Origin of the sequence: Otoolea muris, from assembly GCF_943193115.1 — a bacterium.
GTDB lineage: Bacteria > Bacillota > Clostridia > Lachnospirales > Lachnospiraceae > Otoolea > Otoolea muris.
Map to the genome: position 1 here is coordinate 1 of NZ_CALPCY010000064.1, position 24,238 is coordinate 24,238.

13 protein-coding genes and 1 pseudogene are annotated in these 24,238 nt (G+C 50.1%); all 14 read left to right on the forward strand.

The window, feature by feature from the left end:
* Nucleotides 1-78: 78 nt before the first annotated feature.
* Nucleotides 79-870, forward strand: a pseudogene (locus tag NFS31_RS23070) (VirD4-like conjugal transfer protein, CD1115 family); the annotation flags it as partial.
* Between the two features lie 283 nt (nucleotides 871-1,153).
* Nucleotides 1,154-1,369 (forward strand): Maff2 family mobile element protein, encoded by a 216-nt coding sequence (locus NFS31_RS23075; protein ID WP_016222110.1) that lies wholly within the window; start codon nucleotides 1,154-1,156, stop codon nucleotides 1,367-1,369.
* A 3-nt stretch (nucleotides 1,370-1,372) separates the two neighbouring features.
* A complete protein-coding gene (locus NFS31_RS23080) occupies nucleotides 1,373-2,245 on the forward strand; it encodes a VirB6/TrbL-like conjugal transfer protein, CD1112 family (protein ID WP_160285271.1) in 873 nt (290 codons plus the stop codon).
* 64 nt (nucleotides 2,246-2,309) lie between these two features.
* Nucleotides 2,310-2,720: a PrgI family protein gene (locus NFS31_RS23085; RefSeq protein ID WP_465223446.1), complete on the forward strand. Its 411-nt coding sequence runs from the start codon at nucleotides 2,310-2,312 to the stop codon at nucleotides 2,718-2,720.
* Nucleotides 2,671-5,136 carry a VirB4-like conjugal transfer ATPase, CD1110 family gene (locus NFS31_RS23090; RefSeq protein ID WP_016222107.1) on the forward strand — a complete coding sequence of 822 codons (2,466 nt, stop codon included), beginning with the start codon at nucleotides 2,671-2,673 and terminating at the stop codon, nucleotides 5,134-5,136. The genes NFS31_RS23085 and NFS31_RS23090 overlap by 50 nt, the downstream gene beginning before the upstream one ends.
* Entirely contained in the window at nucleotides 5,133-6,065 is a 933-nt protein-coding gene (locus tag NFS31_RS23095; RefSeq protein ID WP_251500499.1) for a radical SAM protein, read from the forward strand. Before NFS31_RS23090 ends, NFS31_RS23095 begins: the two co-directional genes overlap by 4 nt.
* A gap of 4 nt (nucleotides 6,066-6,069) precedes the next feature.
* The gene (locus NFS31_RS23100; RefSeq protein WP_251500502.1) at nucleotides 6,070-6,783 is read left to right on the forward strand and encodes a DNA-methyltransferase; all 714 of its coding nucleotides are present in this window, start codon (nucleotides 6,070-6,072) and stop codon (nucleotides 6,781-6,783) included.
* 16 nt (nucleotides 6,784-6,799) lie between these two features.
* Nucleotides 6,800-9,601, forward strand: coding sequence for a CD1108 family mobile element protein (locus tag NFS31_RS23105; protein ID WP_251500505.1), 2,802 nt, complete (start codon nucleotides 6,800-6,802; stop codon nucleotides 9,599-9,601).
* Between the two features lie 154 nt (nucleotides 9,602-9,755).
* Nucleotides 9,756-10,049: a cell envelope biogenesis protein TolA gene (locus tag NFS31_RS23110; RefSeq protein WP_251500508.1), complete on the forward strand. Its 294-nt coding sequence runs from the start codon at nucleotides 9,756-9,758 to the stop codon at nucleotides 10,047-10,049.
* Nucleotides 10,021-11,730, forward strand: coding sequence for a CD1107 family mobile element protein (locus NFS31_RS23115; protein WP_251500510.1), 1,710 nt, complete (start codon nucleotides 10,021-10,023; stop codon nucleotides 11,728-11,730). Before NFS31_RS23110 ends, NFS31_RS23115 begins: the two co-directional genes overlap by 29 nt.
* Nucleotides 11,727-13,829 carry a type IA DNA topoisomerase gene (locus NFS31_RS23120; protein ID WP_251500514.1) on the forward strand — a complete coding sequence of 701 codons (2,103 nt, stop codon included), beginning with the start codon at nucleotides 11,727-11,729 and terminating at the stop codon, nucleotides 13,827-13,829. Before NFS31_RS23115 ends, NFS31_RS23120 begins: the two co-directional genes overlap by 4 nt.
* 73 nt (nucleotides 13,830-13,902) lie before the next feature.
* Nucleotides 13,903-14,202, forward strand: a complete 300-nt coding sequence (locus tag NFS31_RS23125; RefSeq protein WP_251500517.1) for a hypothetical protein — start codon at nucleotides 13,903-13,905, stop codon at nucleotides 14,200-14,202.
* Between the two features lie 12 nt (nucleotides 14,203-14,214).
* The gene (locus tag NFS31_RS23130; RefSeq protein WP_251500519.1) at nucleotides 14,215-14,562 is read left to right on the forward strand and encodes a helix-turn-helix domain-containing protein; all 348 of its coding nucleotides are present in this window, start codon (nucleotides 14,215-14,217) and stop codon (nucleotides 14,560-14,562) included.
* A gap of 11 nt (nucleotides 14,563-14,573) precedes the next feature.
* Nucleotides 14,574-24,176 (forward strand): DUF3849 domain-containing protein, encoded by a 9,603-nt coding sequence (locus NFS31_RS23140; protein WP_465223447.1) that lies wholly within the window; start codon nucleotides 14,574-14,576, stop codon nucleotides 24,174-24,176.
* Nucleotides 24,177-24,238 lie beyond the last annotated feature (62 nt).

A 24,238-nucleotide genomic window follows, 5' to 3' on the forward strand; every position in this document is an offset into this window, starting at 1 on the left:
GTGAGCTGAAAGGTTCACGCCCGGTTTAGGGCGGGGGAAAATCCGGAGATAACATCAAAGGATTACCTATCGCTATTTAAAGAGCTGCGTGACCTTATGGAGTATGACGATCTGGAACTTGACACGCTTGGGGAACAGAAAACAGCATTGTTCGTCATTATTTCAGATACGGACGCCACATTTAATTTCGTGGTGTCGATCATGTATTCGCAGCTCTTTAACCTGCTCTGTGACAAGGCGGATGATGTTTATAACGGCAGGCTTCCGATTCATGTGAGGATGCTGCTGGATGAGTTTGCGAACATCGGGCAGATTCCGCAGTTTGAGAAGCTGATCGCCACAATCCGGAGCAGGGAAATATCGGCATCTATCATTTTACAGTCAAAATCTCAGCTAAAGGCGATTTATAAGGACAACGCTGACACAATCGAAGGGAATTGTGACACCACCTTATTCCTCGGAGGGAAGGAAAAGACCACGCTGAAAGAGCTGGAAGATGTTTTAGGAAAGGAAACCATTGACCTTTACAACACTTCCGACACAAGGGGTACATCACAGTCCTACGGTCTGAATTACCAAAAGACCGGGAAGGCGCTGATGAGCCAGGATGAGATTGCGGTCATGGACGGCGGGAAATGTATCATGCAGCTTAGAGGCGTCAGACCATTCTTCTCGGATAAATTCGATATAACGAAGCATAGCAGGTACAAAGAGCTGTCCGATTATGACCCGAAAAACACCTTTGACATTGAGGACTATGTGAAGCATCTGCAGCACATGAAAGTTACTCCAAATACAGAGGTGGATGAAGCGTTTGACTGCGGGGAAGTCAGCGGGCAGGAGGATAATTCTCCAACTACAACTAAATAGCGGCTTCTGGACATTGTGTCCAGAAGTGCAAAACGACAACTGAATATGGAACTTGTAAACCTTTGGCATAAAGCCAAAATCAGGAGTTTTGTATGTACTTTGGGAACGGACTAAACAGGACACCCGGCACAGCCTATCGCCAAACAGAATGTACCGGATGCCCGCACGGGGTTCTCCAAAAGGATTCCCCTGCCCTTATTGTACCACAAAGGGCGGGGGATTTACATATCAAAGCTCTTTCTTTATCAAAAAATCAAATTTAAGGAAAGAAAGAGGTAGAAAAATGAGTTTTTTCACAACAGCGGTAACAGGATTAAAGACAGTCGTAACAGCAATCGGCGCAGGCGTGGCAGTATGGGGCGTTATCAATCTGCTTGAGGGATATGGGAATGATAACCCTGGGGCAAAAAGCCAGGGGATCAAGCAGTTGATGGCGGGCGGCGGTATTGTAATTGTGGCACAGACGGTGATTCCACAGCTTACAACACTGTTCTCCTAAATCATGGGGGCGATCATTGACAAAATCACTGAATTTATAAAGGAAATGCTGCAAGGGTGGGTGCTTGACAACCTCAGCACGATGTTCACGGACGTGAATACAAAAGTGGGCGAGATTGCCGGGGAAGTCGGGCAGACACCCAGCGCATGGAATGGCAGTATTTTTTCCATGATCCGGAACCTTTCAGAGAATGTCATGATACCCATAGCGGGGCTTATCATCAGCGCAATCCTGTGTTATGAACTGATAACAATGGTAATGGACAAAAACAATATGCACGAGGTAGGGAGCGAGTTCTTTTTCCGCTACCTCGTGAAAGCGTGTATCGCCGTGATGTTACTCAGCAAGACTTTTGACATCACAATGGCGGTTTTCGACGTGGGCAACCATATCGTGACCAATGCGGCGGGCGTCATATCAGGCTCCACGAGCATTGACGTGACGTCCACGCTTACCACCATGTTTAATAACCAGCTTTCCACTATGGGCATTGGCGAACTGATCGGGCTTGGGATAGAAACCATGATCGTCAGCTTGTGTATGAAAATCATGTCCGTCCTCATCACCGTCGTTTTGTATGGGCGCATGATAGAGATATACCTTTATATTTCAGTGGCCCCGGTTCCCTTTGCCACTTTGAGCAACCGGGAGTGGGGAAGTATCGGCAACAATTATATCAAAGGGCTTTGCGCCCTTGCGTTTCAGGGATTTTTCATTATGGTCTGTGTGGGCATCTATTCGGTACTTGTTGCCAGTGTTGCGGTGGCGGGGAACCTGCACACGGCGCTCTGGTCGGTGGCGGCATATACCGTTATCCTGTGCTTCAGCCTGTTCAAGACAGGTTCGCTTGCCAAAAGTGTGCTGAATGCCCATTAGACAGACCGGATTTTAATATCAGCAGGAAGGAGGAAACGCCGGAATGTAAAAATTTCCGGTCACAATGCTTATGGCAATATCGGTAGCAGTGCCCAAAAATTTAAGCGGCATCAAGACAAAGGTGGCAATGAACCTTACCAGACGCCAGCTCATCTGCTTCGGCGGCGCAGCGGCGGTGGGAATCCCTTTTTACCTTGTGACAAAGGGAGTATTGGGAACACAGGCTTCGGCGCTCATCATGGTAGCCCTCATGCTGCCGTTTTTCTTTTTGGCTATGTATGAAAAAGACGGGTTCCCGGCAGAGAAGATTCTGTACTTCATGGTACGGCAGAAGCTGCTCACGCCGGGAATCCGCCCTTATAAATCGGAAAACCTCTACAAGCAGTTGGAGGAACGGGAGAAATTAAAGAAGGAGGTGCGTTATCTTGAAGAAAAAGCCGCAGGGCAGCAAAGCCACGCCAAAAACGGGGCTTAATTTTTCAGAAAAGAAACGGTTGCGGGAGTTAAAAAACACCCTTGCCGGGAATGACAGAAAACAGGAAAAGCCGGACACGGCGCAGAAAACAATCACGTTCAAAAAGATGTACCGTGACGGCATCTGCCAGGTGGCTTCCGGCTGTTACACAAAGATGGTCGAGTTTTTTGACATCAACTATGACCTTTTGGAGATAGAGGATCAGGGAGAGATTCTGGAGCAGTACAGCAGGCTCATCAATTACTTTGACCCGTCCATACGGTTTGAGCTGTTTTTGTTCAACAGGCAGGTCAACGAGCAGACGCTGATTGACCAGTTTGACATTCCCCTGCAGGGCGATGATTTTGACGACATTCGTGAGGAATACACGGAGATGTTGAAGAAACAGGCGGCAAAGGGGAATAACGGGATTATTAAATCAAAATACCTTATTTTTGGCATTGAGTGTAAGGGGTACAAGGAGGCAAAGGCGAAACTGGGCAGCATAGAAGCCGATGTTATCAAAAATTTCCTAAACCTCGGCACCCATGCCAGAAGCCTTGACGGGAAGGAGCGCCTGCGTGTCCTGCATGAGTATTTCAACCAGGACACAATGGAGCCTTTCCGTTTTTCTTTTAAGGAACTGTCGGAGTCGGGAAAGAGCGTGAAGGACTACATAGCCCCTCCGGGGTTTGACTTCCGTTACCCAAGCCGCTTTAAGTCGGGGAGGATGTACGGGAGCGTCCATTATCTCGACATCATTGCGCCCAGGTTCAATGACGAGCTGTTAAAGAAGCTCCTTGACATTGATGATAACCTGACGATCACGCTCCATATGCAGACGATGGACCCGGTGAAGGCAATCAAGATGCTAAAAGGGGCGCTCACCAATATCCAGAAAATGAAGATTGAGGAACAGAAGAAGGCGGTACGCTCCGGTTATGACATGGACATTCTGCCCACGGACATTATCACCTACGAAAAAGACACTTTGGAACTGCTTGACGATCTGAACACCAGCAACCAGAAGATTCTCAAAGTGACTTTCCTTATTACCTGTTATGGCAGGAGCAAGCGGGCGTTAGAGAACATCACACAGAGGGTGTCCGGCATTATCCAGCAGGCGAACTGCAACCTGCGGTGCTTACAGTATTTACAGGAGCAGGGGCTGATGGCGAGTGCGCCCATTGGCTGCAACGATACGGGGATTGAGCGTGTGCTGACCACAAAGAGTACGGCGATCTTGGTTCCGTTCTGTACGCAGGAGCTTTTCATGCCTGCCCCGGCAATCTACTATGGCCTGAACGCACTCAGCAACAACATGATCATGGCAGACCGGAAAAAGCTGCGGACACCCAACGGGGTAATCCTCGGCACACCCGGCTCCGGGAAGTCCTTTTCCGCAAAGAGGGAGATTTTATCCTGTTTCCTTATGACGGAGGACGATATTATTGTCTGTGACCCGGAGGGCGAGTATTTTGCCCTTGTAGGCGCTCTGAACGGGCAGGTGGTAAGGCTCGCCACCAATTCAAAAGACTATCTGAATCCGATGGATATCCAGCTTTCCCACAAGAATGACCGGGAAGCGTTAAAGCTGAAATCGGATTTTATCATTACCCTGTGTGATCTGATTGCCGGAGGGAAAAACGGTCTGGAGAATGACGAAAAGGGCATCATCGACACCTGCATCAAGCATATCTATGATGATTATTTTGAAAATCCCATGCCGGAGAATATGCCTATACTGGAAGATTTATATAACGCCCTGTTAAAGTATGAGCCGAAGGACGTTGCGCCGGAATTACGGCAGGAAGCCAAGAAAAAGGCGGTGCGGATCGCCAACAGCCTTGTTTTATATGTGCATGGCTCTCAGAATTATTTCAACCACCGCACAAACGTGGATTCCCAGAACCGTATCATGTGCTTTGACATCAGGGATTTAGGGAACCAGCTCAAAGAGCTTGGGATGCTGATCGTGCAGGATGCGGTCTGGAACCGTGTGTCGCAGAACCGGGAGAGGAAGATCGCCACAAGGTACTATTGTGATGAATTCCATTTGCTTTTAAAGGAAAGGCAGACAGCAATCTATTCCGTGGAGATCTGGAAAAGGTTCCGGAAATGGGGCGGCATACCGACAGGCTTGACGCAGAACGTGGGCGATTTTTTGAAATCGGAGGAAATCGAGGGGATTCTCGGCAACTCCGATTTTGTCTATCTGCTGAACCAGAACGCAAAAGACCAGGCGATACTTGCTGACAAGTTAGGGCTGTCGGAGAAGCAGCTTGCCCATGTGACCAACTCCGAGCCGGGAAGCGGGCTTATCCTGTTTGACAACGTGGTAATCCCATTCGTGGATAAGTACCCGTCTGATACAAAGACTTTCAGGGTGATGAACACGAAACCGGAAGAAAGCGTGAAACAGGGGGAAAAAGAGTGAAGATCGGGCTGATTGACGTGGACGGACACCGTTTCCCCAACCTCTGCCTGATGAAGCTGTCCGCTTACCATAAAGCAAGGGGCGATACGGTGGAATGGTACGATGATAAAAAGTGGTATGACATTGTTTATATGAGCAGGGTATTCACGGACACCTATTCCAAAGATTACGCGGGGAGCGTAAAGGCTTACCATGTCATAAAAGGCGGCACAGGGTATGGTCTTGACAATAAGCTGCCGGATATTGTGGAGCATACGCACCCGGACTACGGGCTGTACCCGCAGTTTGCAGGCACAGCCTACAGCTTCCTTTCCAGAGGATGCCCCCGTGGGTGCGGGTTCTGCATTGTGGGGGAGAAGGAGGGCAGAAAGACGGTTGCGGTAGCTGACCTGGATGAATTTTGGGGCGGCGAAAAAGAGATCAAGCTCCTTGATGCCAATATTTTAGCCTGCCCGGATTGGGAGCGGCTCTTAGGGCAGCTTGCGGACAGCGGGGCGGAGGTGGACTTTACGCAGGGGCTGGACGTGCGGCTGGTTACGCCGGAGAAAGCGGCGTTATTGAATAAAATCCATACAAAAATGCTGCATTTCGCATGGGATAACCCGGAGGATGACCTGATACCGTATTTTAAGAAATTTTTGGAACTGACAGCGGTAAAGGACAAGCGGAAAAGGCGTGTCTACGTCCTTACCAACTACGGCAGCACCCATGAACAGGATTTATATCGCATTTATACGCTGCGTGACATGGGGTATGACCCGTATGTGATGATATATGAAAAGCCGACAGCGCCGGAGGAAACACGGCGGATGCAGAGGTGGGTAAATAACAAATGGCTGTTCCATTCTGTGAAAGATTTTAAGGATTATGACCCGAACTATATGAGGAAAGGAAAGCAGGCGGAAGGGCTGGCAGCTGGACGGAGGTGAGGATATGGGAAAAGGAACTGCAGCCGCATATATGGCGGGAAATGCCATACTGTACCATGCCGATTTTTTAGACGTTGCGGGGGATATGGAAAACAGCAGCGTGGATATGGTTTTTACTGACCCGCCGTTTGAGCTGACGGGAGGGGGAATGAAGAACGGGAAGCTCAATTATGAAGGCGGGGAGGTATTCTCCAACTGCGGATTCAGCACGGAACACATAGCGTTTGGCAGATGGATACCGGAGGTGTACCGGATATTGAAGAATGAGAGATATTTTTATGTGATGAGCAATGACCGGAATATCTTCCCAATCCACACAGCCTGCATGGACAGCGGCTTTACATTCTGTGAGCTGCTGGTGATGGATAAGAAAATGACAGTACCCTCGTCCTATTACCCGAAACGTGCGGAGTTTATCGCCATGTACCGGAAAGGCGGATACCGGAAGCTGCGCTTTACAGGCTCAACGGTTCTGGAAGCCAGACTGCCGAGAGGGAGGGATAAGCGGCACCCAACGGAGAAGCCAGTACCTATGATCGAGCATCTGGTCAGATGCTCCACACTGGAGGGCGAGGTATGCCTTGACCCGTTCATGGGAAGCTGCCCGGTGGGGGAAGCGTGCATAAAAACAAAACGGCGGTTTATCGGGGCGGAGATAGAAAGAAAGTGGTTTGAGGCATCGCAGGACAGGATCAGGGAGGCTGACAGCAACAGGTAGATATGGAGGAATTTTAATGGCAGAAAAAAAGAAGAAACAGCGGGCTGAGTTTGCGGAGGATAAAAACGCTTTTGCCGGCAGGAGTTCCGCAAAGGAAGATACTGGCGCAAAAAGAGCGAAACAGAAGCAGTCCGGCGCACACCAGCCGAGGGATGCCGATACCACTTCTGGACATGATGTCCAGAAGTCCGGGCAGGCAAAACCGTTTGTACATGACGCTGATTATTCCGCAAAGCAGAACAGACCGAAGCCAGAGGGCAGACCGGACTATGCCGATGTGTGGGATAATCGTAGCAGCTTTCAGAGTGATACACGGAAAAATACAGGGGAGAAAACAAAATCCAGTCAGAAAAAGCACAGGCAGCAAAAGCAGTTCCAGAGAGAAAACAGTTTTGCGGGAAAGAAAGAGAAACCTGACGGTGGCAATGCTGACGGTAAGACAGAAAGCAGTTTTTCCAAAGAGCAGAATGTCTTTACAGAGCAGAACGCTTTTATGGAGGATGGCGGCGAGCAGGCCGGAGATACAAAGGAATTTAAGGACGATTACCGCCGCAGGGATACTTACCACCGGAGCGAAAAAAAGGGCAGATACCGCAGGCGGGAACATCAGGACAGGGAACGCACGAAAAAGCATGATTCCGGGCATGATTTCCAGACAAAGGATAACACTTTTACAGAAAACAGTTCCTTTACCGATGGCGCAGAACCGGAATTTCAGGGCAGCAAGAAATTGGAAAAGCTGCAAAAGAAAGCGGAGAAAGCCGGGAGAAAGACCCAAGCCGCAAGGAAGAAGCTGCCGAAGAAAAAGGAATATTCCTTAGAACGTGTCTTTGATGAAAAATCTGGCAGGGCAAAGTATGTGCTGACCGCCGTGGTAAAGGAGAAGCCTTTTCAGGAGGACAGCCCGGTAAAGAGGATGGCGGGCAGAACCGGATCGGAGTTTACAAACTTTGCGCACGGCAAGGTTGCCGAAGTGGAAAAGGAAAACTCCGGCGTGGAGGGCGCACACAAGACGGAGCAGAGAGCCGAAGATGTTTACCGCTTTGTGAAGCGGCATTACAAGAATAAGGAACAGCGGCGGCGTGGGAAAGTGGCGAAGCTGGAGAAAAAGCAATTTAAAAAGGAAGTGAATTTCCGCTACCAGAAGTTTTTGGAAGAAAACCCGGATATGCAGGAAAAGACTTTAAAGAAGCAGCTCCAGAAACGGTTGCAGAAGCGGCGCATCAAGCGTGAGTACGCAAAGGCAAAGCGTGCGGGGCAGGCGGCGAAGAATACAAAGGAAGCGGCTGTAAAATCCGCCAGTTTCACCACAGCCGTAGCGAAGAAAGTGCAGGAGATAGCGGCAAAACACGCTTCCCTCCTTATTACAGTCGGGGCGTTTGCGCTCCTGCTCATTATGATTATGACTTCCGTGTCGTCCTGCGGGGCGATGTTCTCACAGGGGATGAGTGCTACGCTGGCAGGAAGCTATATGAGTGTTCCGGCAGAGATTGACGCTGCGGATTTAGCATTTTCGGAGCTGGAAATGGAATTGCAGAAAGAGATTGATTCCATAGAAACAGATTACCCGGATTATGATGAATACCGCTATAACCTTGCTCCAATCGGGCATGACCCGTTTGCGCTCATCAGTTACCTCTCCGCAGTCCATATGGAATTTACGGCGGCGGACGTGCAGGAGGAGATTGAAAGCCTGTTTGACGAAATGTATGAGCTGACCTTAAACCCGACAACGGAAACGAGGACAAGGACAGTGACCAAAACAGGCACGCACACTGTCACAGACCCGGTGACGGGGGAGGAAACAGAGGAGGAATATGAGTACGAGGAGGAAGAAGAATACACCGTAACCATACTGGAGGTCACGCTGACTGCCAAAGACTTAAAAATGGTGGCTGCCGGACACATGGACAGCGAGCAGAAAGAAATCTATGCGCTCTATAATGAAACCCACGGTCTGACACAGCAGTTTTATACGCCATTAAATCTGTATTGGTACAATTATGTGAGCAGTTATTACGGCTACCGCATCAATCCGGTGACAGGGGTGGAACAGCTCCACCGGGGCGTTGACATAGCCGTGCCGACAGGAACCACCGTGCTTGCGGCAATGGACGGCACAGTCACAGCCGCTGCCTATGACAGCTATTACGGGAATTATATCGTGATCGAGGACAGTAACGGCTACTGTACCAAATATGCCCACATGGACACATTAAGCGTCAGTGCAGGGCAGACGGTGAAACATGGGGATACCATAGGCACAACGGGGAACACGGGGAGCAGCTCCGGAAGCCACCTGCATATCGAATGCCAGTATAACGGGGAGTATTATAACCCGCTATTTTATTTTGAGGCAGGGGAAGGAACGCTCTACGGAGAAGCAGGTGCGCCGGGCAGCGGCGGGGGAAACGCCATACCGCCGGATTCCTATGACGATGCAACCGTGCAGGCGCTTATGGAGGAAGCCGCAAGATATTTAGGCTATCCGTATGTATGGGGCGGTTCAAGTCCGTCCACAAGCTTCGATTGCTCCGGTTTTGTTTGTTGGGTATTCACCAACAGCGGGGTGCATAACCTGCCACGGACTACGGCACAGGGTATTTATGACCAGTGTACTCCGGTTTCGGCGGTGGATGCAAAAGCGGGTGACATTATCTTTTTCACAGGCACTTATAATTCAGCCGGTGCGGTGAGCCATGTGGGGATTTACTGCGGGAATGGAACGATGATCCATTGCGGAGATCCAATCAGTTACGCAAACATCAACTCGTCCTACTGGCAGAGCCATTTTTATGCGTTTGGAAGATTAAATTAAGGGATAATTGTCTGTTGATAATGAAGTTTGACAATATGGGAGTGAAATTTCAAGACTTTCTACTGTCTTATTATTTTAGCACAAAAGCGCTTGAAATGTAAGACTTTTTAAGACATTAAAAAAGCATTTTTTCAGTGCGGAAAGGAGAGCAAATGTGACAAAGGAACGGATTATAAAGGAGCTTTCCAAAGTCAGGAAGCAGCTTGTGGAATTGGAGGAGAAGCAGAAAGATTTGGAGAGCCAGTTACAGATGGCAGAGGATGCGGAGAAGATGAAATTCATTGAAAAGAATAAAATCTCTCTGGAACACCTGATCTTGCTGAATAAAGTCAGCGAGGAAGAAATTTTAAGCCTGCTCCGCAAAAAAGAGCAGGAGGAACAGTTACAGCAACAGCAGACAGAAAGGGAGGCAGGAAACCATGAACAGAAAAATGAAATTACGTTATAGGGCGGTGCTATCGCTCATGTTGTCCGCAGTATTATTCTGTATGCCTGCGGCGGCGTTTTCCATGAACGGGAACAATGCCATTGATGCGAGGGCAGAGGACAGCTTGGAGAATGGTTCTGAGGAAGAAACAGAAAACGCCACAGGGGAAAACTTTACGGAACAGGAAACAGCAGATCAGGAAATAACAGAGCAGGAAACAGAGGGCAGCACGGAGGGAAATTCGGAGGAGCAGACAGAAAGCGGCGCAGAGGGAGAACCGGAGGACGGAACCGTTTCGGGAAATGAAGTGTCGGAGCCGGAATGTACCTGTGAGAAAAAATGCAGCGCTTATGATTCTGACAAAAACTGTGCGGTATGCGCCGCCGATTATAAGGATTGTAAGTATAAGACACCGAATGTAGTAATCCATATCAACAGTCCAGGCGGGTGGTACAACGAGAAAGCAGCGGTGACATTTTCCGTGTCCGACACGGCACATACGGGGAACTTTGAACTGGCAAAGATTCAGGCGAAAGTCGGGCAGAATGGGAGCTGGACGGACGTGACGGAAGAAAAGAAGCTGGAGATTTCGGAGAACTGCACCGTCTATGTGCAGGTTACAGACCAGAAAGGCAATACATACGAGCGGAGCAGGGCTGTCCGGTGCTTTGACACCACGAAGCCCACGCTCAATGCGGCGGTCAGCGACGGGTTGTTAAGCGTCCAGGTGCATGACACGGATTCCGGCGCAAAGGCGGTCTATGTGAACGGGTATGAATTTACGGAGCTGACAAACGGCACGTTGAATATCCGTTTACAGCAGTTTGACGCAGGCTATGAATATTTCACTATTTCCGCTATGGACAATGCAGGGAATATGTCGGAAGTCTACAAGACCAAAAACCCGTATTACAAAGACCCTGCCGATGAGAGCGACGAGAACCCGGCGAAGCAGCTCCCGGTGAGTGCCGAAGCTACCAAGCCGGGGAACGCCACAGGCACGGTCACGGAGCATACCAAGACGGACAGTGAGGGGAACACGGTTTCCGGAAACAGCCTTGCGGAGCAAAAAAAGCAGGCGATGGCAGAAGCTGACGCTGCGGAGGCGGCAGAAAAGGAGAAAAGCGGGGAGAAAGAAAAAGAACCGTCCGAGCAGGGGAAGGAATTTTACACGATACAGACCGCATCGGACAAGGTTTTCTACCTTATCATTGACCGTGACGGGGAGGAAGAAATGGTGTACTTTCTGACGGAGATCACGGAAAATGACTTGCTGAACGCAGCTTCCGACAACAGCGAAATCCTGCCGAAAAATTCCGCAGCTTTGGAATCGGCAATCCCAACGGAGGAAGGCGCACTGCCCAACAATAACGGGGAACAGCCGGATGACACCGGACAGGCAGAGGAAAATGCCGAAGAAACGGAAAATGCGGAAGATACGGAAGATACCGAAAGCACGGAGGAACCGGAGCCGGAGGAAAAGGCAGAGCAGAACCCTCTCATTTCCTATATCCTTATGGGAGCACTTGCCATAGCTTTTATCGGCGGCGCTTATTATTTCAAGGTAGTCCGCAAAAAGAAAGAGGACTTCATTGAGGATGAAGATGAGGACGAGGAAGATGAGGAAGAATACGAGAACGAGGAAGAAGAACCGGAGGACGGTTCCGATGATGATTTTTTTGAGGACAAGGAGGATGAATGATGGCAGTTTTGGTGGTAACGGAAAAGCCCAGCGTGGCACAGTCGATTGCCCGTGTGATCGGCGCTGGTGAGAGGAAAGACGGGTACATGGAGGGGAACGGCTATCTCGTTTCGTGGTGCATCGGGCATTTGGTGGAGCTTGCGCAGCCGGATGCCTATTCTGACGCATGGAAAAAGTGGAATTATGAGTGCCTGCCCATGATACCGGAACAGTGGCAGACGGAAGTAAAAAGCGGCACGGCGGCGCAGTACAAGGTGCTGAAAAACCTGATGCACAATGACAGGGTTGACACAGTTGTGGAGGCCACGGACGCAGGGCGGGAGGGGGAACTGATCTTCCGCCTTGTGTATGACCAGGCAGGGTGCAGGAAGCCCATAAAGCGGCTCTGGATTTCCTCTATGGAGGAAAGCGCAATCCGTGAGGGCTTTGCGAACCTGCAGCCGGGAAGCGATTATGATAACCTCTACCACTCCGCACTGTGTAGGCAGAGGGCGGACTGGCTTGTGGGGTTGAACGGCACAAGGCTCTTTACCGTCCTGTATGGCGGCAAGGTGCTAAAGGTCGGCAGGGTGCAGACACCAACGCTGGCCATGCTGGTGGAGCGTGAGGAAAAGATCAGGAATTTTAGGAAAGAGCCGTATTATACGGCGCATATCTTGGCGGGCGGCATGGATGCGGCAACAGAGAAGATAGCTGAAAAGGTACAGGCGGAAAGCATTGCTGCAGCCAGTGAAGGAAAAACCGCCACGGTTGTATCTGTCACAAAAGAGAAGAAAACCGTACAGCCGCCGAAGCTCTATGACCTGACTACGTTACAGAGGGATGCGAACCGCATATTTGGATTTACAGCAAAGCAGACCTTAGAATATACGCAGAGCCTTTATGAGAAAAAGCTGGTCACCTATCCCCGGACGGACAGCCAGTATTTATCGGACGATATGGAGGATACTGCAAGAAATGTGATTGGGGCGGTCTATAAGGCAATCCTCTTTGAAGAACCGTCCGGGGCAGAGCCGGATGTCCGGAGGGTAATGGACAGCAAAAAAGTGACAGACCACCACGCAATCATTCCCACAATGGAGATTGCAAAGGCTGACCTTGCCACCGTGCCGGAGGGGGAAATGAGAATCCTCTCCCTTGCCGCCAACCGCCTGCTATGCGCCACGGGGGAAAAACACGAGTATGAAACAGTCAGGGCGGAGCTTGACTGTGGCGGCGCTGTTTTTTCTGTTTCCGGGAAATCTGTAATAAGGAACGGGTGGAAAGATTTTGAAGCTGCCCTGAAGCGTTCTTATAAAACCACGGAAGATAAGGAAAAAGAGGACAGGAAGCTGCCGGAGCTTTCGGAAGGGATGGTTTTTGAGGGAGTGCGGACGAACGTAACAGAGCATTTTACGCAGCCGCCGAAGCACTTTACGGAGGACAGTTTATTGTCGGCAATGGAACGTGCCGGGGCGGAGGACATGGGTGATGATGTAGAACGGAAAGGGCTTGGCACACCCGCTACACGGGCGGACGTGATTGAGAAGTTAGTCAAGGACGGTTTCGTAAAACGTGAGAAAAAGCAGATGCTCCCTACGGAGGACGGGGTGAAGCTGATCACCGTGCTTCCTGACGTGGTGAAATCCCCACAGCTTACCGCTGATTGGGAAAATGCCCTTACCCTTGTGGCAAAGGGGGAATATCCTATGCAGGCGTTTATGGACGGGATTACCGATCTGGTAAACGGGCTTGTGCAGACTTACCACAGTATCAGTGACGAACAGAAATCCATGTTCGGGGGCGGCGCACAGGAAGTTTTTGGTAAATGTCCGAAGTGCGGCGGCGATGTGGTAAAAGGGAAATTCGGCGCTTACTGTAAAAATAAATGCGGCATGAACGTGTCCAGGGCAATGGGGGCGGCACTCACCGACAGCCAGGTAAAAAGCCTGCTGGACGGTAAAAAGATCCTCGTGAAAGGCTTGAAGGGGAAGAAAGGCAGCTATGATGCGTACCTGATACCGGAGGGCGTGGAGGACTTTTCCTATACCAAAGACGGGAAAGAAGTCAAAGGCTCACAGTATAAAGTGAAGCTGGAATTTCCCAAAAAGAAAAAGTAAAAAAGGTTTTAAGCACGGGGCATACGGAGAAATCTGTATGCCCTGAACCATATGGAAAATGGAGGATAGAGATATGAGCGAAAATATGAATGAAGCTATGGAAAACGTAACAGAGAACACACCTGCAGGAAAACCAGAGGAAACGAAAGCGGAGAAATTTATCCGGCTTGGGGAGTACCGTATCAATAAGGCGATTGACGCAATCGGGCGGATTGAAAACCTCTCCAACAGATCGGCCTATGACTACACAGAGGAACAGGTGGAAGCCATGTTTTCCGTTCTGGAGTCAAAGGTGGCGGAAGTGAAAACAAAGTTTACAGCTACAAAGGCGAAAGAAAACACGGCATTTTCTTTCGGCAGCAAAACGGAATAGGAGGGAGCGATAATGGGAACAGGGATTTTAAGCACAGGTGATAAGGTTTTAAATGCAATGAAAGAGATGGATATGAGCATACCGGGGCTGGCGGCGCTTTCCGGTGTCCGGGAGAATACGCTCCTGGACATCATGGCGGGAATCCGGGAGGCGGATATAAGCACACTCTGCCAGGTTGCGGATGCGCTCGGTGTCTGTGTGCGTGAGCTGTGTCCGGACGAGGAACAGTATTCGGTTCCGGTGGAAAAGAATACCCTTGCGAAGCTGATCGTGGTCAGCGAGATAAACGGCGTGGAGCTGGATGTGCTGATAGCGTCCATTCTGGAAAAGGGCATTGAGGAAAACGGATTTTATGATTAAGGAGGGTGCGGATGGCTGAACAATATTACGTTTCTAAGAAATACCATGAAATCTCCGTGCTTGCCGGGGAAACCGCAAGGCAGGTGTCAAAGAACGGGGAGGAATGGACGAAATACCTGACCACTGCCGCAAGGCTGTACCGATACCCGTTTGAGGATCAGATGCTGATCTACGCACAAAGACCGGATGCCACAGCCTGCGCCCTCATGGAAACCTGGAATGAAAAAATGTTCTGCTGGGTAAACCGTGGGGCAAAGGGGATTGCCCTTTTTGACCGGGACAGCGAGCGCCCAAGATTAAAATATGTTTTTGACGTGTCGGACGTGCATAAGGCAAGACGGATCGGGAAAGACCCGTACCTGTGGGAACTGCGGGAGGAACACAAGGGCGCTGTGCTTAAGCAGCTTGAAAAGACCTACGGCGAAACAGATAAAAATAATTCCTTTGAGGGCAGGCTCATGGAAATCGCCAGGAGGATTGCGGAAGATTATTACGGGGAGATTATGCAGGATATGTCCTACGCCAAAGAGGGCAGCTTCTTAGAGGAGCTTGACGAGCTGAACGTGGGGCTGCGGCTTCGGGAAACACTCTCCGCAAGCATTTCCTATACCCTGTTATCCCGGTGCGGCGCTGACATGGATTTCTGGAAGGACGAACTGAATTTTGACTATATCCGTGAGTTTAACACTTCAATGGCATTATCTGTCATTGGTAACGCAACTACGGATATGTGTAAGCCAATCCTCATGGAGATCGGGAGGACGGTTGCCGCTTATGACCGCCAGATGGCACGGCAGAAAGCCGCAGATAAGGCGAGGGAGAGGACGGAAGGGGTGCAGGCCGCCGCTGAAAAAAATCCTGAAAAAGTGCTTGCAAATGAACCGGAACCGCGCTATAATGCTTTAAAGCGTGAAAGTAAAAACGAACCACAAATTGATACAGACACCAACCACATAGAAACGGAGGGCACTGCGCATGGAACTGACATACGAGAAGAACGGGGATTACCTGATACCCAACCTGATTCCGGACAGCGAGCCGGAGGAGCCGCTGACCAAGTACGGGCTGATGCGGAAGAATTACCTGAAGGAACACCGGAGGGGGATTTACAGCGGGCTGTTGATGGAGGGCAGGCTGAAAGCGCACTGCCTGGAGATACAGAGGCAGGCGGAGGAAAGGATGGACTTCCTGACAGAGCAGATGGCGAAAGCCGAGGGAGTGGACGAAGCGCTGAAAGCGTCCGATCAGATGAAATGGGTGGCGAAGATGAACGGCATCAGGCACTCGGCGGAGGAAACCGTACTGACGGAGCTGGTCTACAGCCTTTAAGCAGCGAAGCACAACCGAATAAGGAAACAGAAAAGCCGGATAATGGAGAGGATTCATTGTCCGGCTCTTTTTTGGATAACCTGGACTTTGCGGAAAAGGCGATGGAGGTTCAGAAAGGGGTTTTATGCTCTGACGATTTCCTTATCCATAAAAGGCCGGAGATAGCTGGATATTTCGCAATAGAGCCAGATGCAAGCCTGCAAACGGAATATTTTAAAAACTGTTTCCATTTTAACACCTATTACGGGTATGAGGCGGCGGGTATTCCTGTCGGTTTCTATGCCAATGAGGAAGGGATTCACATCAACATGACCGGGAAGCCGGGAATGGAGAACGAAACGCTCCTGACATGGGAGGATGCCCGTTTCTTTGTCAATTCCTATATGGAGGATGACGTATATCTGCTTCCGGGGGAAAAGGCGGAACAGATTGATACGAATGGGATGTATCAGCAGCTTGATTTATTTTCTTTGTTTTCGGAGCAGGTGGGCAGTATCGCCATGAAGGAGGCAGAGGATGGCATTCTCCCGGCAGAAAAGGCAGGCCCCGGACAGCCAAAGGCAGCGTTTCCACAGGAGCAGATTGACACAATCCTGCGAAGCGGGGGCGGCAGGGATGACAGCCGCAAGCGCATTTACGCCAAGTACCAGCAGGGCAAGACACCGGAGGAAATGGCGGAATTTCTCAAAAAGGAATACGGCACTACCGGGAAAGGCTTCGAGTTTGAGGGAAAACAGGTAGCCGTGTGGTTTGACGGCCAGGGAATGCGTGTCGGAAAGGGTACGTCTGCGATGGAGAATCCGGCGCTTACAATGGACTGGAAAGGGATTGAAGCCCAGATACGCTCCCAGGTGGAAAACGGCTCTTATATGGGCGCAAATGAAGCCTACCTTGTGGACGAGGTGGAGCGTGGGCGGATTGCGTATCATCTGTATTTCTTCTTCCGTGACGGGATGGGGGAAATGCCGGAAGAACTGGAAATGAAAGCCGCCAATTTCCCGGATTCCCATGCAAGGCTGGTAGACCTGCTGTCTACGCCGGAGGGTGTGGATATGGCGGCTTCCCATATGGATAAAGCACTGGCACAGCTTGAAAGCGGCGAAAAGAAGCTGCGTTTCCGTTCCGTCATGTCCAAAGAGGAATTGCGGGCGGAGCTTGACAACCTGCTTTTACAGAAGAAAACATTCCCGGTATCTGACCATGTGGAAGTGAAGAAAGAGGATTTTATCACACAGGACGAGATAGACCACAGGCTCGGCAGAGGAAGCGGCTTTGTACACGGCTCATTCCGTATTTATGATTATTTCATGGAGGGGCATGACGGCAAGGATGCGGCTGATTTTTTGAAACATGAATACGGCACGGGCGGAAGTTCCCATGCGCTGGCGGGGGCTGACCACAGTTGGGAGGATCACAATTTTAAGGGCATCAGTCTGAAAAAGGGAGATTTATCAAACCCTTATGCGGACGTGCTGTTACCGTGGAAAGCGGTAGAGAAGCGTATCCGTAAACTTATCCGGGAAGATAAATATTTATCCCCGAAAGGCAAGGAAGCTTATGCGGAATATAAAGAGGAACAGGCGCAGAAAGAGCTTGAACAGGCGCAGAAAGAGCTTGAACAGGCGCAGGCGAAAATAGAGCGTGACACAAAGGTTTCCTGCAAGGATGCCATTGATCGGGCTATTGCAGAGAATTTTGACGGACACCGTCTGCCAAAGGGAACGGCGGAGGGCGTTATCCGGGAATACGGCAGAGAGAGAGTAAGCTATGTGCTTGCGAATACCGTCATGCACCGCAGGCAGGAGGAAAGGATTTCCCCGGAAAATAAGGAATGGGCAAAGTCCATTGAACCGTATGCCATGTATGAGAGCAGGGATATAGTCGCCGCTTCCCACCCTGCCGTGCTGAATGGCTTTATCAACCAGGCAAGGCGGCATATTGAGCGTGAGAAAGAACTTGCGGCTCAGAACGAAGCGGAGCAGGCACAGGCGCAGGAAGATTTGCCGGAGATTGCGGAAGGAGAATTAGACTGGCACATCATACATGAAGCGGATGATGATAACGGACAGCCTGCACAGTGGAGCGCAAAGCTGCCGAATGGGGAATTTCTCTGGATTGACAAGGAAGTGGAAGGGTATGCCCTGTATGACACCTACGATACGGACGCAAGTCCGGTTTCCGTTTCGGAAACACTGGACGGGGCAAAGGAAAGCGGGGAAGATTACGCTTTAAGATTCGCTGATGTGGAGGAAGTGGAGAAAATCACGGTTGCGCTGGAATCCTCTGAGGATTTTTCGGAGCCGGGGATTGGCTTTTATACCCACCAGTATGCGGACGGCAGGGAGGGAGTGCGCTACCGCCTTGTGACAACGGCAGAGGACGGGCTTCTGATACCTTATCCGGAGCATAACCGATTTTTTATCAACCGGGAACTGGCACAGGAGTACATAGACAATCACGCCGATCTGATTGATGTGATTGGATATGATGATATGGTATTCCAGTCCATGCAGGAGCAGAGCCGATACAAAAGGGAGCAGGCGCAGAAAGAAACTTTTGGACATGATGTCAAGCCTTCTGCAAGTCAGAAGGCTTTGAAGTCCGGCGAACCGATTTTCATTGACGGGCAGGAGTGCGTAAAGGCGGATGAATGGAATGCCGGGGATAACGTATATGTGGTTGGCAATTCCGTGGAGGACAGCAATTTCTTTTATGCGTCGGTAAATGGGAAGGACTTTTTTGAGTATGACCATAAGCCGTACCGGGATGAAGTGGAGGACGATTACATTGACCTGGAAGCCATGCGGGATATTGACCGGCATGAAGCGGAGGTATATTCCCGTTTTGAAGGCGGTGCAGAGCAGGGGTTTTATTATGCCATTTCCCTTACATCGGATGCCCATGCTGACAGTTATTATATTTCTGTTATGGACGGAAGCACAGGGGAGGAAATACAGAGCTACCGTGACAGCCACGGGGATATGCCCACATTTGGAACGGTTGACGAAGCGGCTGAATACTGCCATAAGAACGGTATTGATTTCGAGAATGCGGCAGAGGTGGATCAGTGGCATACCATTGAGATTGAACGTGCAAAGGCGGTTCCTGATGGACAGATACAGAAAGATAGTACGGACAAGCCGCTGACCGCAGATGATATACAGAATCTGGTCTTGACCAACAGGGAATATTTTGCAGGTTCCCGGACGACGGTATATGACTTTGAATGTGACATACGGGGAGAGCATGATACCCTGCAATATACCCTGGAATACCACGATGACGGAGAAGGCTTTACCATTCATACAGAAAAGGATGATATATGGGAACGGATGCCGGAGCCGGAACTGGAACGTCTGGAGGGGATTCTCAGCAGGGAAGCGGTTTACTTTAAATACCATGAAAAGATAGCAGGGGCAGAAAGCCTTGAGGCTCTGAAAGAGCTTGAGTATGAAATCATGGAAGATGAATCGCCTTATTTTTCTGCTGTTTCAGAGCGTGTCTGGAATGATTTTACCCGGAAAGAGGAGATGCTGTCCGGCAAAACGCAGGAAACTTCTGGACACGATGTCCAGAAGCGGGATTACCGGGTTGGGGATAGGGTATATCTGGACAATAAGCCCTATGAGATTACCCGAACCGATGATTGGAATGTGGAGATTATGGATCGCTCCCTGTTCAATCCACCTCGCCGTTTGGAGAGTAAGGAGAACTTTGCGAAGCTGCTGCGGCAGGATGAACGGAACGCACACCTGTTTACGTCAGAAGAAAAAGAGCCTGAGCAGACGGGATACACAACGGAAACCGTAAAGGTCTATCCAGGCGAAAAAAACAAGCTGCCTTATGATGTGGTTATAGAGAAGCTGCATTTTGAGGAGCCGGAGAAAGCCGAACCAGAGAAGTTAATGCCAAAGGAGCCTGAACCGGAAAAGCCGGATTATAAGGTTGGCGATACTGTCACTATTGAGGGAACAGAGTTTATTATTGAGGATATTTCCGACAGGGAAGTGCAGCTTCGTGACCCGAAACTGCTTTACCCAATCTTCCGGGCAGAGAGCAAGGAGAATTTTGAACGGCTGTTAGCGGAGGAGGCAGAAAATACCCTGCCGGAACCGGATATGAAAATTCCCGCAAAGCAGGCGGAGCCGAAAATGGATAAGTCCGGGGCAGTTAATTTCCGTATCACAGAAGATTTTCCCGGAACGGATAGGGCAAAGGCGGGCGCAGGATTTTCGCCGAAAGAGAAATTCAGGAAAAATATAGAGGCAATCCGCACCCTTGAAAAGATTGAGGGAGAAAACCGCATTGCCACGCCGGAGGAACAGAAGATTTTAGCGCAGTATGTCGGGTGGGGCGGCCTTGCCGATGCCTTTGACCAGAAAAAAAGCGTATGGGCGGGGGAATACCAGGAATTAAAGAGCCTGCTGTCGGATGGAGAATACGCTTCCGCAAGGGGGAGTACCTTAAATGCCCATTACACAAGTCCTGTGATTATCCGCAGTATCTATGAAGCCCTGGAACATATGGGGTTTGAAAAAGGAAATGTACTGGAGCCTGCAATGGGCATCGGTAATTTTTTCGGTATGCTTCCGGAGAATATGCAGGACAGCAGGCTGTACGGCGTGGAACTGGACGGGATCACCGGACGCATTGCGAAACAGCTTTACCCGAAAGCCAACATTAAAATCTCCGGTTTTGAAAAGACGGACTACCCGAATGATTTCTTTGACGTGGCGGTGGGAAATGTGCCTTTCGGACAATATAAAGTGTCTGACAGGCAGTATGATAAAAATAATTTTCTCGTTCACGATTACTTTTTCGCAAAGACTTTGGATAAAGTGCGTCCGGGCGGCGTGGTCGCTTTCGTGACAAGCAAGGGAACAATGGATAAGAAAAGCCCGGAAGTGCGGAAATACCTTGCGCAGAGGGCGGAACTTTTGGGGGCGGTCAGACTGCCGAATACCGCTTTTAAGGAGAACGCAGGAACGGAAGTCACTTCCGATATTTTATTCTTAAAGAAGCGTGACCGGGTTATGGATCTGGAGCCGGATTGGGTACACCTTTCGGAAGATGAAAACGGCATCGCCATGAACAGCTATTTTGCCGAACACCCGGAGATGATTGTTGGAAAGATGGAGATGGTTTCCGGCCCGTATGGAATGGAAAGCACCTGCCAGCCCGACACATCAAGGCCATTTGCGGAGCAGCTTGCGGAAGCCATAAGCCGCATTGGTGGGGAGATTGAGGAAGTGGAACTGGATGAGCTGGACGATGAACTGTCAGACCATACAATCCCTGCAGACCCGGAGGTGAAGAATTACAGTTATACGCTTGTGGAGGATAAGGTTTATTACCGGGAAAACTCCGTCATGAAGCCTGTGGGTATGAAGGATTCCATGCTGGAGCGCATTAAGGGCATGGTGGGGATAAGGGATTGTACGCAGGAACTGATCAACGTGCAGCTCCAGGAATACCCGGATACCGTCATTAAGGAGAAACAGGCGGAGTTAAACAGGCTGTATGATGGTTTCTCCAAAAAGTACGGGCTTATCAATTCCCAGACCAACAAGAGGGCGTTTAACCAGGACAGCAGCTACTGTCTGTTATGTTCCCTTGAAAAGACGGACGAGGAAGGCAAATTTGTGGGCAAGGCGGATATGTTCACGAAGCGCACGATCAAGAAAGCGGAGGTTGTCACAAGCGTTGACACGGCAACCGAAGCCCTTGCGGTGTCGCTGTCGGAAAAGGCGAGAGTTGACCTTGACTATATGGCGGAGCTGTCCGGGAAAAGCGTTGACAAGATAAAGGAGGAACTGACGGGAATTATCTTCCAGAATCCCGTAACAGACAGGTGGGAAACGGCGGACGAGTATTTAAGCGGCAACGTCCGTGACAAGCTGGAAACGGCGAAAACCTATGCGGAGAACCACCCGGAATTTACCGTAAACGTGCAGGCGCTCAAGCAGGTGCAGCCCAAAGAGCTTGACGCAAGCGAGATCGAGGTGCGTATCGGCGCAACATGGGTGAAGCCGGAGTATCTGGAGGACTTTATGCGTGACACCTTTGAAACGCCGCAGCACTTGTTTGACAGGAATGTCATGGGCATACAGTTTTCAGGTGTGACCGGGCAGTGGAACGTCAAGGGTAAAAATGCGGATTATGGAAATTCCCTCGTGAATATGACTTACGGAACGAGCCGCAGGAACGCCTATCAGATTTTAGAGGATTCTCTGAATCTGAAAGACAGCCGGGTATATGATACAATCGTGGAGGACGGAAAGGAAAAGCGGGTATTAAACAAAAAGGAAACTACCCTTGCGGCGCAGAAGCAGGACACCATACGGGAAGCCTTTAAGGACTGGGTATTCCGTGACCCGGACAGGCGGCAGGACTTGGTGGCGAAATACAATAAGCTGTTCAATTCCACAAGGCCGAGGGAGTATGACGGCGAACATCTGAAATTTCCCGGCATGACACCGGATATTGAACTAAAGCCCCACCAGAAAAGCGCAGTCGCACACGTCCTATATGGGGATAATACCCTGCTGGCGCACTGTGTCGGGGCGGGCAAGACCTTCGAGATGACAGCGGCAGCGATGGAGAGCAAGCGGTTAGGTTTATGCCAAAAGAGCCTGTTTGTGGTTCCGAACCATTTGACGGAGCAGTGGGCGAGTGACTTCCTGCGGCTCTATCCCGGCGCAAATATTCTTGCGGCAACGAAGAAAGATTTTGAGCCTGCTAATCGGAAGAAATTCTGTTCCCGGATAGCGACAGGCGACTATGATGCGGTGATCATCGGGCATTCGCAGTTTGAGAAGATACCGCTGTCAATGGAGCGTCAGGAAGCCATGATAGAGAGGCAGATCAGCGAGATCGAGCTTGCCATAGAGCAGGCGAAAGCCGATAACGGGGAACGCTATACCATTAAGCAGATGGAGAAAACAAGGAAATCTCTTGAAGCAAGGCTTGAAAAGCTGAACGATACATCGAGGAAAGACAACGTAGTGACCTTTGAGCAGCTTGGCGTTGACAGGCTTTTCGTGGACGAGAGCCATTTTTACAAAAATCTTTTCCTATACACAAAAATGCGGAACGTGGCGGGTATCGCACAGACGGAGGCGCAGAAGTCCTCGGATATGTTCGCAAAGTGCCAGTACCTGGATGAACTGACGGGCGGTAAGGGCGTGACTTTCGCAACCGGAACGCCGATCAGCAATAGTATGACGGAATTATATACGAATATGCGCTATCTCCAGTACGGTACGTTACAGAAGCTGGGGCTTGGGCATTTTGACAGTTGGGCTTCCTCTTTTGGAGAAACCCAAACGGCGATAGAATTAAGTCCTGAAGGAACAGGGTACAGGGCAAAGACAAGGTTTGCGAAATTCTTCAACCTGCCGGAACTGATTGCGCTTTTTAAGGAGAGCGCCGACATTCAGACACCGGATATGTTAAAACTGCCTGTGCCGGAAGCGGAGTATGAAAACGTAGTGTTAAAGCCGAGTGAGTACCAGCAGGACATGGTTTCCTCCCTTGCGGACAGGGCGGAGGCGGTGCGAAACAGGCTTGTGGAGCCGTATCAGGATAATATGCTGAAAATCACCAATGACGGCAGGAAGCTGGCTCTGGATCAGCGCCTTATCAACGATATGCTGCCGGACAGTGAAACTTCCAAATCGGCAACCTGTGTGGGAAAGGCGTTTGAGATATGGGAGCAGACGAAGGAGAAGAAGTCCGCACAGATAATTTTTTGCGATCTCTCGACACCAAAAGGAGATGGCTCATTCAATGTCTATGAGGATATAAAAAATAAACTGGTTGAGAAAGGAGTGCCACCGGAGGAAATAGCGTTTATCCATGAAGCGAATACGGAATTAAGGAAAGCGGAGCTGTTTGGCAAGGTAAGGAGCGGACAGGTTCGTTTTTTATTGGGTTCCACGCAGAAAATGGGCGCAGGAACCAATGTGCAGGACAGGCTGATTGCATTACATCATCTTGATGTGCCGTGGCGCCCGTCCGACATTGAACAGCAGGAGGGGCGTATTTTAAGGCAGGGCAACCTTAATCCAAAGGTAAAGATTTTCCGGTATGTGACAGAAGGTACGTTTGATTCGTACAGTTGGCAGCTAATCGAAAATAAGCAGAAATTCATCGGGCAGATCATGACGAGCAAATCCCCGGTGCGCAGTTGTGAGGACGTGGATGAGGCGGCGCTCACTTATGCGGAGGTGAAAGCCTTGGCTACCGGGAACCCGTATATTAAAGAAAAGATGGTGCGTCCGTAAACCGCCGATTTATTGGCGGTGCGGTCTAATCAGAATACTCCCTTTAGCAAGGAGTAGGTAAA

Coding starts and splice junctions, on each gene's coding strand:
- NFS31_RS23080 (WP_160285271.1), top strand. CDS start 1,373: ATGGGGGCGATCATTGACAAAATCACTGAATTTATAAAGGAAATGCTG.
- NFS31_RS23100 (WP_251500502.1), top strand. CDS start 6,070: ATGGGAAAAGGAACTGCAGCCGCATATATGGCGGGAAATGCCATACTG.
- NFS31_RS23140 (WP_465223447.1), top strand. CDS start 14,574: ATGGCTGAACAATATTACGTTTCTAAGAAATACCATGAAATCTCCGTG.
- NFS31_RS23120 (WP_251500514.1), top strand. CDS start 11,727: ATGATGGCAGTTTTGGTGGTAACGGAAAAGCCCAGCGTGGCACAGTCG.
- NFS31_RS23105 (WP_251500505.1), top strand. CDS start 6,800: ATGGCAGAAAAAAAGAAGAAACAGCGGGCTGAGTTTGCGGAGGATAAA.
- NFS31_RS23085 (WP_465223446.1), top strand. CDS start 2,310: ATGCTTATGGCAATATCGGTAGCAGTGCCCAAAAATTTAAGCGGCATC.
- NFS31_RS23125 (WP_251500517.1), top strand. CDS start 13,903: ATGAGCGAAAATATGAATGAAGCTATGGAAAACGTAACAGAGAACACA.
- NFS31_RS23130 (WP_251500519.1), top strand. CDS start 14,215: ATGGGAACAGGGATTTTAAGCACAGGTGATAAGGTTTTAAATGCAATG.
- NFS31_RS23115 (WP_251500510.1), top strand. CDS start 10,021: ATGAACAGAAAAATGAAATTACGTTATAGGGCGGTGCTATCGCTCATG.
- NFS31_RS23075 (WP_016222110.1), top strand. CDS start 1,154: ATGAGTTTTTTCACAACAGCGGTAACAGGATTAAAGACAGTCGTAACA.